Source organism: Amycolatopsis sp. CA-128772 (genome assembly GCF_002904295.1).
In the GTDB taxonomy this organism is placed as follows: Bacteria; Actinomycetota; Actinomycetes; order Mycobacteriales; family Pseudonocardiaceae; genus Amycolatopsis.
Window position 1 is genome coordinate 99,648 of sequence record NZ_PPHG01000069.1, and the last position, 12,573, is coordinate 112,220.

At 69.5% G+C, this 12,573-nt stretch carries 12 protein-coding genes; all 12 read right to left on the reverse strand.

Annotated elements, in window-relative coordinates; all coding sequences use genetic code 11:
* Positions 1-7: 7 nt before the first annotated feature.
* The 12 genes from nuoK to C2L59_RS24490 all read right to left on the reverse strand — a co-directional run bounded on the left by nuoK (position 8) and on the right by C2L59_RS24490 (position 12,571).
* A complete protein-coding gene (nuoK, locus tag C2L59_RS24435) occupies positions 8-307 on the reverse strand; it encodes an NADH-quinone oxidoreductase subunit NuoK (RefSeq protein ID WP_003081840.1) in 300 nt (99 codons plus the stop codon).
* Positions 304-1,164 carry an NADH-quinone oxidoreductase subunit J gene (locus tag C2L59_RS24440; RefSeq protein ID WP_103351836.1) on the reverse strand — a complete coding sequence of 287 codons (861 nt, stop codon included), beginning with the start codon at positions 1,162-1,164 and terminating at the stop codon, positions 304-306. Before C2L59_RS24440 ends, nuoK begins: the two co-directional genes overlap by 4 nt.
* Entirely contained in the window at positions 1,161-1,724 is a 564-nt protein-coding gene (nuoI, locus tag C2L59_RS24445) for an NADH-quinone oxidoreductase subunit NuoI (RefSeq protein WP_103351837.1), read from the reverse strand. Before nuoI ends, C2L59_RS24440 begins: the two co-directional genes overlap by 4 nt.
* Entirely contained in the window at positions 1,711-3,060 is a 1,350-nt protein-coding gene (gene nuoH / locus C2L59_RS24450; RefSeq protein WP_103351838.1) for an NADH-quinone oxidoreductase subunit NuoH, read from the reverse strand. Before nuoH ends, nuoI begins: the two co-directional genes overlap by 14 nt.
* On the reverse strand, positions 3,057-5,528 hold the full coding sequence (locus tag C2L59_RS24455; RefSeq protein ID WP_103351839.1) for an NADH-quinone oxidoreductase subunit G: 2,472 nt from the start codon (positions 5,526-5,528) through the stop codon (positions 3,057-3,059). Before C2L59_RS24455 ends, nuoH begins: the two co-directional genes overlap by 4 nt.
* Positions 5,525-6,820, reverse strand: coding sequence for an NADH-quinone oxidoreductase subunit NuoF (nuoF, locus tag C2L59_RS24460; protein ID WP_103351840.1), 1,296 nt, complete (start codon positions 6,818-6,820; stop codon positions 5,525-5,527). Before nuoF ends, C2L59_RS24455 begins: the two co-directional genes overlap by 4 nt.
* Positions 6,820-7,677 (reverse strand): NADH-quinone oxidoreductase subunit NuoE, encoded by an 858-nt coding sequence (nuoE, locus tag C2L59_RS24465; protein ID WP_103351841.1) that lies wholly within the window; start codon positions 7,675-7,677, stop codon positions 6,820-6,822. Before nuoE ends, nuoF begins: the two co-directional genes overlap by 1 nt.
* Positions 7,674-9,053: an NADH-quinone oxidoreductase subunit D gene (locus C2L59_RS24470; protein WP_103351842.1), complete on the reverse strand. Its 1,380-nt coding sequence runs from the start codon at positions 9,051-9,053 to the stop codon at positions 7,674-7,676. The genes nuoE and C2L59_RS24470 overlap by 4 nt, the downstream gene beginning before the upstream one ends.
* Positions 9,050-9,799 carry an NADH-quinone oxidoreductase subunit C gene (locus C2L59_RS24475; RefSeq protein WP_103351843.1) on the reverse strand — a complete coding sequence of 250 codons (750 nt, stop codon included), beginning with the start codon at positions 9,797-9,799 and terminating at the stop codon, positions 9,050-9,052. Before C2L59_RS24475 ends, C2L59_RS24470 begins: the two co-directional genes overlap by 4 nt.
* Before the next feature lie 4 nt (positions 9,800-9,803).
* The gene (locus tag C2L59_RS24480) at positions 9,804-10,352 is read right to left on the reverse strand and encodes an NADH-quinone oxidoreductase subunit B family protein (RefSeq protein WP_086863694.1); all 549 of its coding nucleotides are present in this window, start codon (positions 10,350-10,352) and stop codon (positions 9,804-9,806) included.
* Positions 10,353-10,356: 4 nt separating this feature from the next.
* Positions 10,357-10,776, reverse strand: coding sequence for an NADH-quinone oxidoreductase subunit A (locus C2L59_RS24485; RefSeq protein WP_103351844.1), 420 nt, complete (start codon positions 10,774-10,776; stop codon positions 10,357-10,359).
* A gap of 508 nt (positions 10,777-11,284) precedes the next feature.
* Positions 11,285-12,571: a geranylgeranyl reductase family protein gene (locus tag C2L59_RS24490; protein WP_199199231.1), complete on the reverse strand. Its 1,287-nt coding sequence runs from the start codon at positions 12,569-12,571 to the stop codon at positions 11,285-11,287.
* Positions 12,572-12,573 lie beyond the last annotated feature (2 nt).

Below are 12,573 nucleotides of genomic sequence, written 5' to 3' on the forward strand. Positions count from 1 at the left end.
GGGTCTCCTAGTACTTCAGCAGGTTGGTGTCGTCGACCGAAGCCGAGCGCCGGGTGCGGAAGATGGCCATGATGATCGCCAGGCCGACCACGACCTCGGCGGCCGCGACGACCATGACGAAGAACGCCATGATCTGGCCGTCGAGCCCGCCGTTGATCCGGGCGAAGGTGACCAGCGACAGGTTCACCGCGTTGAGCATCAGCTCGATGCACATGAACACGACGATCGCGTTGCGCCGCACCAGCACGCCGACCGCGCCGAGCGCGAACAGCAGCGCCGACAGCAGCAGGTAGTACGTCGGGGTCATTCCTTCTCCCCCTTGGTCTCCGGAGCTTCGGTGCCGACCAGCGCGTGCGCGTCCGGGTGCGGACCCTGGTCCGAGACGAGCTTGCGTTCCTTCGCCAGCTCGATCGCCGAGGTGGACTCGATGATCGCCGACAGCGACTCCGGCGCGACCGAGCCGTCCGGCAGCAGCGCCGGCGTCGCCACCGAGTTGGCGGTGGCGAAGACACCCGGGCCGGGCAGCGGCGACGGCCGGTCGTGCTCGCCGCGGAAGCGCAGCAGGACCAGTTCCCGCTGCGACAGCTTGCCGCCCTTGCCGTGCCGGTCGGTGAAGGCCAGCACCATCGCGCCGATCGCGGCGGTGATGAGCAGCGCCGACGTCAGTTCGAACGGGAACAGGTAGTCGGTGAAGATCAGCTTGCCGAGGCCCTTGGGACCGCCGCCCGCCGACGTCGTCGAGTCGAGCGGGACGGCCGGGGTGACGTTCTCCAGCGCCCGGTAGATGCCGGTGGCCAGCAGCGCCGCCATCCCGATGCCGAGCACCGTCGCGGCCAGCCGCTGGCCACGCAGGACTTCGACGACCGAGTCCGAGCTCTCCCGGCCGACCAGCATCAGCACGAACAGGAACAGCATCATGATCGCGCCGGTGTAGACGATGATCTGCGTGAAGCCCAGAAACGGCGCCGACTGGATCATGTACAGCGCGCCCAGGCTCAGCATGGTCAGCACCAGCCACAGCGCCGAGTGGACGGCGTTGCGGGAGAAGATCATGCCGAGCGCGCCGAGGAGCGAGACCGGGCCGAGGACCCAGAACGCGATCGCCTCGCCGGTGGAGACACCCGCCGACGCGTTCGGCGCGGCGGCCAGGAGAGCGGTGATCACTTGACGCCCTCCCCGCGAGCCAGCTGTGTTGATGAGCTCTCAGCTGAGAAGCGTGCTTCGAGCTGCGGACCGTTGACGTAGTAGTCCTGCTCGTTTTCGCCGAGCCGCATCGGGTGCGGCGGCTGCTCCATGCCGGGCAGCAGCGGGGCGAGCAGGTCCTCCTTCGTGTAGATCAGCCGCTGGCGGTCGTCGTCGGCCAGCTCGTAGAAGTTGATCATCGTCAGCGACCGGGTCGGGCACGCCTCGATGCAGAGGCCGCAGCCGATGCAGCGCAGGTAGTTGATCTGGTAGTCCGCGCCGTACCGCTCGCCCGGGGAGAACCGGGCTTCCTCGGTGTTGTCACCGCCCTCGACGAAGATCGCGTCCGCTGGGCACGCCCACGCGCACAGCTCGCAGCCGACGCACTTCTCGAGGCCGTCCGGGTGCCGGTTCAGCTGGTGCCGGCCGTGGTACCGCGGCGCGGCCGGCGCGCCGGCCTCCGGGTACTCCTCGGTGGCGACCTTCTTGAACATCATCCCGAAGGTGACGCCGAAGCCCTTGACGGGATCAAGAAACCCCATCTTGCGCTCCTTCCTTTGCGGTACCGACGGCCGCCGGCTTGCGGCGGGCCGCCTTCGCCTCGGCCTTGGCCAGGGCCTTCTGACGCGGGGTGGTCTGCGGAACCTTGAGGTCCAGCGGCGGGACCGGGAAGCCGCCGCCGGTGACCGGGATCGACTCGCTCTCCTCTTCGCGGCCCGACGCGCGGACGTAGAAGAACAGCGCGACGACGATGAAGATGGCGACCGCGGCGATGATGATGGTCGCGGTGTTCCAGGTGATGACCTTCGCGAAGGTCACCATGACGATCCAGACGAGGTTCAGCGGGACCAGGACCTTCCAGCCCAGCCGCATGAACTGGTCGTAGCGCAGGCGGGGCAGCGTGCCGCGCAGCCAGATGAACCCGAACAGCAGGACGAACATCTTCGCGAAGAACCACAGCACCGGCCACCAGCCGGTGTTGAGCACGTTGTTCCCGATCAGCGACAGCGGCCACGGGGCCATCCAGCCGCCGAGGAACAGCGTCGTCGCGAACGCCGACACGATCACCATGTTGACGTACTCGGCGAGGAAGAACATCGCGAACTTCATCGAGCTGTACTCGGTGTGGAACCCGCCGACCAGCTCCGACTCGGCCTCCGGGAGGTCGAACGGCGCCCGGTTGGTCTCGCCGACCATCGAGATCAGGTAGATCACGAAGCTCGGGACCAGGTAGAGGAACCACGCCGGCTGCTGCCGGGCGACGATGTCGGCCAGGTTCAGCGACCCGGCCTGCAGGATCACCGCGACGATCGACAGGCCCATCGCGATCTCGTAGGAGATCACCTGCGCCGCGCTGCGCATGCCGCCGAGCAGCGGGTACGGCGAACCGGACGACCAGCCGGCGAGCACGATGCCGTAGACGCCGATCGAGGAGCAGGCCAGGATCACCAGCGCGCTGACCGGCAGGTCGAGCAGCTGGAGGACGGTCCGTTCGCCGAAGATCGACACGACCGGCCCGAACGGGATGGCCGACAGCGCGATCAGCGACGGCACCACACAGACGACCGGGGCGAGGAAGTACACCTTGCGGTCGGCGGTGTCCGGGATGATCTGTTCCTTGAACGGCAGCTTGATCGCGTCCGCCAGGGACTGCAGGTAGCCACCCGGGCCGACCCGGTTGGGGCCGGGCCGGTTCTGCATCCGGCCGACCGCCTTGCGCTCCCAGACGATCAGGAAGATCGTCAGGATCGGCCCGATCAGCAGGATGACCACGCACTTGAGCAGGATCAGCCACAACGGGTCGTCGGCCAGCAGCGCCGCCCGCGTCGCCGCGTCGGGCACGCTGCCCACAGCGGCTTCGGTCAGCAACGGTGTCACTGTTCACCCCCAGCGAGGTTCACCACAGCGCCGTGGCCGGCACCGAGCGTCTTGAACACGGCGGAGCCGTCCGAATTGCCCGGCAGCCACACGACGCCGTCGGGCAGGTCGGCGATCTCCACCGGGAGCGTGATCGCACCGCGTTCGGTGCTCACCGTGACCGTGACGCCCAGCCCGGCCGCGGTCGTCGCGGACAGCCGCGCGACCGGCGTGCGCTGGGTGCCCTTGAGGTGCGGCTCGCCGTCCTGCAGGGATCCGTTGTCGATCAGCTGGCGCCAGGTCGACAGGACCGCCTGGCCGTCGCCCGGCGTCGCGGGCGGCGCGACCTCGGCGGCGACGTGGCTCCAGCGCAGCGCCGAAGCCTGGCCCAGCTTCTCGAAGTCCCCGCGGGCGGCGGCCGGTGTCTGCGTGAACAGGTCCGCGTCCATCTCGACGGCGAGCGTGTCGAGCACCCGGCAGTCCGGCAGGGCGCCGGTGCCTTCGATCGTCGTGTCGAACGGGCGGGTGCGGCCCTCCCAGTTGAGGTAGCTGCCGGACTTCTCGTCCGACGCGGCCACCGGGAGCACCACGTCCGCGCGCTCGGTCACCGCGCTGTGCCGCAGTTCGAGGCTGACCACGAACCCGGCGGTGTCCAGCGCGCGCAGCGCGAGGTCCGGGTCCGGCAGGTCGTACGGGTCGACCCCGCCGACGACCAGGCCGCCGAGCTCGCGGGCCGAAGCGGCCAGCAGGATGTCGGTCGTGTCGCGGCCCGGGGTGGCCGGGAGCGGGACGCCCCAGGCGTTTTCCACGGCGACGCGGGCGGCGTCGTCGCCGACCCGGCGTCCGCCGGGCAGCAGCGACGGGACGCAGCCGGCTTCCAGCGCGCCCCGGTCACCGGCGCGGCGCGGGATCCACGCGAGCCGGACGCCGGTGCGCTCGACCAGGTCGTGCAGGGCGGCGAACAGGCCGGGGACCGCGGCGGCGCGCTCGCCGACCAGGACCACGGCGCCTTCGCCGCGCAGGGCCTCGTCGAGGTCCGGCGCGTGCTTGGCGATGCCCTCGACGGCCGCGGCCTCCTGGCCGGGAACGCAGGCGAGCAGCTCACCGAACGTCTTGCGCACCGACGACGTCGTCCACTGTCCCAGGTGGACGACCCGGGTGCGGTTCCGGCGGGCCGCCTTGCGCAGCCGCAGGAACACGATCGGAGCCTCGTCCTCGGGCTCGAACGCGACGCACAGGACCGTGCGGGCCCGCTCGATCTCGCCGAAGGTGACGCCGGACTCCGGGGTCACGCCCACGACGTGCGAGGTGATGAAGGCCAGTTCCTCGGCCGAGTGCGGGCGGGCGCGGAAGTCGACGTCGTTCGTCTGCAGGGCGACGCGGGCGAACTTCGAGTACGCGTAGGCGTCCTCGACGGTCAGCCGGCCACCGGGCAGGACGCCGATACCACCGTTGCCACGGGCCTCGGTGAGGCCCGCCGCGGCGATCCGCAGCGCGTCGGTCCAGGACGCCTCTTCCAGCGCACCGGTCTCGCGGTTGCGGACCAGCGGCCGCCGGATGCGGTCCTCGGCGCCGGTGTAGCGGAAGGCGAAGCGGCCCTTGTCGCAGATCCACTCTTCGTTGACTTCCGGGTCGTCGCCGGCCAGCTTGCGCTGGACCTTGCCGCGCCGGAAGTCGGTGCGCTCGGCGCAGCCGGACGAGCAGTGCTCGCAGACGCTCGGCGAGGACACCAGATCGAACGGGCGCGACCGGAAGCGGTAGGCCGCGCTCGTCAGGGCCCCGACCGGGCAGATCTGGATGACGTTGCCGGAGAAGTAGCTCTGGAACGGCTGGCCGGACGTCGTCCGCGACGCGAGGTCGAGCACGTCCGCCGTCTCCGCGGTGCCGATCTGCTGGTGGGCGCCGCGTTCGAGGAGCTCGATGAACGGGTCGCCGGCGATCTCGCGGGAGAACCGGGTGCAGCGCTGGCAGAGCACGCAGCGTTCGCGGTCCAGCAGCACCTGCGTCGAGATCGGCAGCGGCTTCGGGAACGTCCGCTTGGTGTCGACGAACCGGGACTCGGTGCGGCCGTGGGCCAGCGCCTGGTTCTGCAGCGGGCACTCGCCGCCCTTGTCGCAGATCGGGCAGTCCAGCGGGTGGTTGATGAGCAGCAGCTCCATCACACCCTGCTGGGCCTTGTCCGCGACGCCGGACGTCAGCTGCGTCTTGACGACCATGCCGTCGGCGACGGTCATCGTGCAGGACGCCTGCGGCTTGGGCATCGGCCGGCCGCCCATCTCGACCTCGACCAGGCACTGGCGGCAGGCGCCCGCCGGGTCGAGGAGCGGGTGGTCGCAGAACCGCGGGATGACCGTGCCGAGGCGTTCGGCCGTGCGGATGATCAGCTCGCCCTTGGGGGCGATGACCTCTTCGCCGTCGATGACCAGCTTGACGTGGCCTTCGGGGACCGGCGTCTCGGTGGTTTCGGATTTGTCGGGGGCGATCGTCATGCCTGCGCTCCCACGAGTTCGGGCTTGGTCTGTTCGTGCCGGTTCTTCTCGCACAGCGCGAGGAACTCCTCGCGGAAGTACTTGATGCCGCTGGTGATCGGCGACACCGCGCCGTCGCCGAGGGCGCAGAAGGACCGGCCGAGGATGTTGTCGCAGACGTCGAGGAGGGTGTCGATGTCCTCCTCGGTGCCGTGGCCCTCGACCATGCGCTCGAGGATCTGCGCCAGCCAGTACGTGCCTTCGCGGCACGGCGTGCACTTGCCGCAGGACTCGTGCTCGTAGAACTGGGTCCACTTCATCACGGCCCACGGCACCGACACGGTCTCGTTGAAGACCTGGACGGCGGTGGTGCCCAGCATCGACCCGGCCTCCGCCGCGCCTTCGAAGTCCAGGGGAACGTCGAGGTGCTCGGCGGTGAACATCGGGGTGGAGGAGCCGCCCGGGGTCCAGAACTTGAGCGGGATGCCGTCCTTCATGCCGCCCGCCATGTCGAGCAGCTCGCGCAGCGTGGTGCCGAGCGGGCACTCGTACTGGCCGGGCTTCTCGACGTGGCCGGAGATCGAGTAGATCTTCGGGCCGGGCGACTTCTCGCGGCCCATCTCGCGGAACCAGCTGGAGCCGGCGTTGACGATGTAGGGCGCGCTGGCGATGGTCTCGACGTTGTTCACCGTGGTCGGCGCGGCGTAGAGACCCGCGGCGGCCGGGAACGGCGGCTTGAGCCGGGGCTGGCCACGACGTCCCTCGAGGGAGTCGAGCAGCGCCGTTTCCTCGCCGCAGATGTACGCGCCCGCGCCGGCGTGGACGGTGATCTTGAGGTCGAAGCCCGAGCCGAGGATGTTCTCGCCCAGGTAGCCCGCCGCTTCGGCTTCGCGCACGGCCGCGTTGAGGCGCCGGATGCAGTGCAGTGCCTCGCCGCGGACGTAGATGAAGCAGTGGTTGGACCGCATCGCGTACGAGGCGATGATGCAGCCTTCGATGAGCGAGTGCGGGTCCGCCATCATCAGCGGGATGTCCTTACAGGTACCCGGTTCGCCTTCGTCGGCGTTGATCACCAGGTAGTGCGGCTTGTCGAAGTTCGGCGGCATGAAGGACCACTTGATGCCGGCCGGGAAGCCCGCGCCGCCGCGGCCGCGCAGCCCGGAGTCCTTGACCAGCTGGACGAGCTGCTCCGGCGTCCCGGCCAGTGCCTTGCGGACGGCGGTGTAGCCCTCGAGGGCCTCGTACTGGCCGATCTGCCAGGAGTTCGGCGACAGCCAGCGCTTCGTGAGGACGGGGGTAATGGGGTCGGCCATTACTTCTTCTCCACTTCTGGCAAGGGCACATCGGACGCCACCGGGGCGACCCAGCCGCGGTCCTGCGCGAGCTGCGCGCCCCGCAGCGTCTCGACGGCCTGCGACGGGCCGTCGACGTCCGCGCGGTAGGTCCGCTCGTCCTCCGGGAAGAACCCGGCGAGCTGCAGTTCGGCGCCCTTGAAGTTCGTCAGCGGCGCCCCGCGCGTCGGGGCCGGCTTCTTGCCCGCCTGCAGCGCGTCGACCAGCGCGACGGCCTTCTCCTCGGTCTGGTTGTCGAAGTACTCGTAGTTGACCTGGATGACCGGGGCGAGGTCGCAGGCCGCGAGGCACTCGGCGTGCTCGAGGGTGATCGAGCCCGGCTCGTTCGGCGTGCCCGCGGTCTCGTTGTGCCCCAGCGGTTCGGCTTCGGAACCCAGGTGCGTCTGGAGCTTCTTGTAGATCGCGTCGCCGCCCATGGCCGCGCACAGCGTGTTGGTGCAGACGCTCACGAGGTGCTCGCCGCACGGGCGGCGCTTGTACATCGTGTAGAACGTCGCGACCGCGCTGACCTCGGCGTCGGACAGGTCGAGCTGCTGCGCGCAGAACGCGATGCCCTCCTGGCTGACGTACCCCTGCACCGACTGCACGAGGTGCAGCAGCGGCAGCAGCGCCGACCGGGACATCGGGTAGCGCGCGATCAGGTTCTGCGCCTTGGCGTGGATGTCGGCGTCGAAGATGTCCTCGAGGGGCGTCTCCGTGATGATGCCGGCGGCCACTTCCGGATCCGGCGCGATGGCGACGACGTCGGTGTCGGGCCCGGCCGCGGCGTGCGTCGTCGCGGAGTAGTTCGGGCCCGGCTCGGGCACTGCTGTGGTCATCGGTCCACTCCCCCCATGACGGGGTCGATCGAGGCGATGGCGGCGATCACGTCGGCGACCAGGCCGCCCTCGGCCATGGCGGGCATCGACTGCAGGTTCACGAAGCTCGGTTCGCGCACGTGGACCCGCAGCGGCCGGGTGCCGCCGTCGGACACCAGGTGCACGCCCAGCTCGCCGCGCGGCGACTCGACCGACGTGTAGACCTGGCCGGCCGGCACCTTGAAGCCCTCGGTGACCAGCTTGAAGTGGTGGATCAGGGACTCCATGGACTGGCCCATGATCTTCTTGACGTGCTCGAGCGAGTTGCCCATGCCGTCGCTGCCGATCGACAGCTGCGCCGGCCACGCGACCTTCTTGTCCTCGACCATGACCGGGCCCGGCTCGAGCTTCTCCAGGCACTGCTCGATGATCTTGAGGCTCTCGTGCATCTCGTGCACCCGGATCAGGTAGCGCGACCAGCAGTCGGCGCCGTTGTCCACGGGCACGTCGAAGTCGAACTCGTCGTAGCAGGAGTACGGCTCGGTCTTGCGCAGGTCCCACGGGAGACCGGCGGACCGCAGCACCGGGCCGGTGACGCCGAGCGCGAGGCACGCGTCGACCGGCAGGTACCCGACGCCCTTGAGCCGGTTGCGCCAGATCGGCTGCCCGGTGAACAGCTTGTCGTACAACGGAAGGCGCTGCTTCATCGTCTTGACGAAGTCGGTGACCTTCTCGCGGTAGTCGGCCGGCATGTCCTGCGCGAGGCCGCCGGGGCGGATGAACGCGTGGTTCATCCGCAGGCCGGTCAGGTGCTCCAGCAGGTGCAGCACCTCTTCGCGCTCGCGGAAGCCGAGCGTCATCGCGGTGGTGGCGCCGAGCTCCATGCCGCCGGTGGCGATGTAGACCAGGTGCGAGCCGATCCGGTTGATCTCCAGCAGCAGCACGCGCAGCAGCTGCGCGCGCCGCGGGGCCTCGATCCGGAGCAGCTTCTCGACGCCGAGGCAGTACGCCATCTCCGTCGAAAGCGGGGCCAGGTAGTCCATCCGCGTCACGAAGGTGACGCCCTGGGTCCAGGTCCGGTACTCGCAGTTCTTCTCGATGCCGGTGTGCAGGTAGCCGATGACCGACCGCAGCTGCGTGACGGTCTCGCCCTCCATCTCCAGCACGAGCCGGAGCACGCCGTGCGTCGACGGGTGCTGCGGGCCCATGTTGATGACCATGCGCTCGTCGTGCTGGGCGTCGGCGATGACGTCGTCCCAGTCGCCGCCGGAGACCGTGTAGACGCGGCCTTCGGTGGTGTCGCGGGAGTCGGCGTAGTTCGCGTTGTCCGTGCTGTCGCTGCCGGTTTCGGTGGTGCTGGTGCCGGTCGTGACGTCGGACAGGTTCTCGGTGCTCACGAGTACGACCTCCGCTGGTCCGGCGGCGGGATCTCCGCGCCCTTGTATTCGACCGGGATCCCGCCGAGCGGGTAGTCCTTGCGCTGGGGGTGGCCGTCCCAGTCGTCCGGCATCAGGATCCGGGTCAGCGCCGGGTGACCGTCGAAGACGATCCCGAACATGTCCCAGGTCTCCCGCTCCTGCCAGTCGGCGGTCGGGTAGGTCTCCACCAGCGACGGCACGTGCGCGTCCTCGACGTCGAGGGTGACCTCGAGCCGGATCCGGCGCCGGTAGGTCAGCGACGTGAAGTGGTAGACCGCGTGCAGCCGCTGCGGGACGTCGACGCCGTAGTCCACACCGGACACCGACGACAGCAGCTCGAAGCGGAGACCGCCGTCGTCGCGCAGGGTCTTGGCGATCGCGGGCAGGTGCTCGCGGGCGACGTAGAAGGTGATCTCGCCGCGGTCGACCGTCGTCTGCAGGATCGCCTCGGCCGGGATCTTGCGCTCGGCCAGCGCGGCGTAGAACTCGTCGGCGAACTGGTCGAACCAGCCGCCGTACGGGCGCTCGGCCGGCGCCGGGCTGTAGGCCGGGAGCCGGACGCCGCCGTAGCCGGAGGTGTCGCCGCTGCCCTGGACGCCGAACATGCCCTGGCGTTCGCGGCCGGTCACGACCGCTTCGGCCGAGCCCGGTCCCTTCGCCGTCAGGCCGGTTTCCGCTCGCTCGGCGCTCGACTGCTCTTCGCCGGGTTGGGGGTTCTCAGTCATCGCTCTACTTCTTCGCGTACTTGATCGACGACGCGACGAGCTCGGTCCGGGCCCCGCTGGCCGCGCGGATGGCGGCGCGGCGGGCGTTGATCGGCTCGTCCTGGATCTTGGCGTGCAGCTTGAGGATCGCGTCCAGCAGCATCTCCGGCCGCGGCGGGCAGCCGGGCAGGTACATGTCGACCGGCACGATGTGGTCCACGCCCTGCACCACGGCGTAGTTGTTGAACATGCCGCCGGAGGAGGCGCAGACGCCCATGGCGAGCACCCACTTGGGCTCGGCCATCTGGTCGTAGATCTGGCGCAGGACCGGGGCCATCTTCTGCGTGACGCGCCCGGCGACGATCATCAGGTCGGCCTGCCGCGGTGTCGCGCTGAAGCGCTCCATGCCGAAGCGAGCGATGTCGTAGCGGGAACCGCCGACGGTCATCATCTCGATCGCGCAGCAGGCGAGGCCGAAGGTGGCCGGCCACATCGAGTTCTTCCGCGCCCAGTTGACGAGACCTTCGAGGCTGGCCAGCAGGATGCCGTTGGGGAGTTTCTCTTCGAGGCCCATGGGTCTAGTTCCAATCCAGGCCGCCGCGCCGCCACACGTAGGCGTACGCGAAGCCGACCGTCGCGATGAACAGCAGGATCTCCACCAGGCCGAAGGTGCCCAGCGCGTCCGCCTGCACGGCGAACGGGTAGAGGAAGACCATCTCGATGTCGAACAGGATGAACAGCATCGCGGTGATGTAGTACGCGACCGGCATCCGCCCGGCGCCGACGAGCGGCTGCGGGGACGGCTCGATGCCGCATTCGTAGGCGGCCAGCTTGGCCCTGTTGTACCGGCTGGGGCCGACGAGCGGTCCGAGCAGGACCGACAGCACGGCGAAACCGAGCGCCAGGACGAACAAGATCACGATGGGCAGGTAGGGCTTCAGGCTCGGGGCCTCTTGCGCCAGCTGCACCGTGTCGGTCCGGGTCAGCAACGTCAGCACGGGGTCTTCGCCATCCTTTCCGCGCCGCTGCGGTTGAGCTTGTGGTGGGGAACCGCTGGGCCTCGTCGGCACCCTAAGGGACCTGGGTCACACCGCCGAGGGTCAGGGTCTCCTTACGGCCCGTGGCTGGACCGGGAGGGACAACACTGCGAGCTTGTGAAATAGTTCACAAGCCACTCGTCGCGGATGTGAAGGGATTCACAAAGCATGGGGGGAGTCTAGGACGCGACTCACACTCTTGTCCCTAGTACCCCGTGTTATAAGGGTCGCCTAAGTTCCGGCGCCATCGTTGTCACGGCTCGGCAACACCGCGCGCGCGACCTGCGCGAAAGGCGTCCAAGATCGCGTTCCGGCCGGACAAAACGGGCGCTGACCTGTGATCTATCCCACTGACCGCACGGCCAACTTGCTAGGCCACCCGTGTGTCCGCGCGCAGAAGCGGCCCCGATGTGGCATTGGGTGCATCTGACGCACCCAACGCCACATTGGGGGCGTTTGAGAGCCGGGGTCAGCGGGGGGTGGGGGTGGCGCGGGCGAGGGCTGCGATGAGGCGGTCGATGCCGTCGCCGCCCTTGGCGTCGTAGCAGCCGGAGAGGCCCTTGTAGACCAGCGGCAGGAGCTTGGTGATGCGCAGGCCGTACTTGGTGCACGCGTGCATGATCTTCGGCTTGCCGATGATCTTCGCGAAGACGTTGCCCAGCTGGTAGTAGCCGCCCATCAGCTCGCCGACCGCGCGCGGGTACGCCTCCAGTGCCCGCTCCCGCGAAGGCCCTTCACGCCGCGCCAGCGCCTGCACGACGACCTCCGCGGCGATCTGCGCGGACTCCATCGCCGCCGAGATGCCTTCGCCGTTGAACGGGCTGACCATGCCGCCCGCGTCGCCGAGCAGCAGGAGGCCGTCGCGGTAGTGCGGGGTGCGGTTGAAGCCCATCGGGAGGCCGGCGCCGCCGACCTTGCCGATCGCGTTCTCCTCGCGGTAGCCCCACTCCTCCGGCGTCCCGTCGAGCCACTGGCGCAGCAGCGCGCGGTAGTCGGTGTTCCGGAACGACGCCGACGTCGAGAGCATGCCGAGGCCGACGTTGACCGTGCCGTCGCCGAGCGGGAACGCCCAGCCGTAGCCCGGCAGCAGCTTCGGGTCGCGCGGGTCGGAGCGGTCCCACAGCTCGAGGTGGCCCTCGATGAACGGGTCGTCGTGACGCGGGCTCTTGTAGTACTGGCGCACCGCGACACCCATCGGGCGCTTCTCGTTCTTCTGGATGCCGACGCTCAGCGCGAGCCGCGCGGAGACGCCGTCGCAGGCCAGGACCAGCGGCGCGTAGTACTTCACCGGCGTCCGCTCCGGGCCGACCTTCGCCTCGACGCCGACCACGCGCCCGCTCGCGTTCGTGATCGCGCTGGTGACCGTGGTGCGCTCGTACAGCCGCGCGCCGGCCTTGACGGCGAGCTTCGCGAGGAGGTCGTCGAAGTCGTGGCGGGTGCGGGAAACGCCGTACGGCGGGTAGCTGGTCAGGTCCGGCCAGTCGAGCTCCAGCGTGAGGTCGCCGGTGAGGATCCGCAGGCCGCGGCTGTGCACCCAGCCGGCGTCCTCGCTCGTGTCGATGCCAAGGTCGATGAGCTGCTTGACGCCGCGCGGGGTCAGGCCGTCGCCGCAGACCTTCTCGCGCGGGAACTCGGTCTTCTCCAGCAGCAGCACGTCGACGCCCGCGCGGGCCAGGTAGGTGGCCACGGTGGACCCGGCGGGTCCGGCGCCGACGACGATGACTTCGGCGTCCTGGTCTGCGGTGCGACGACTCATAC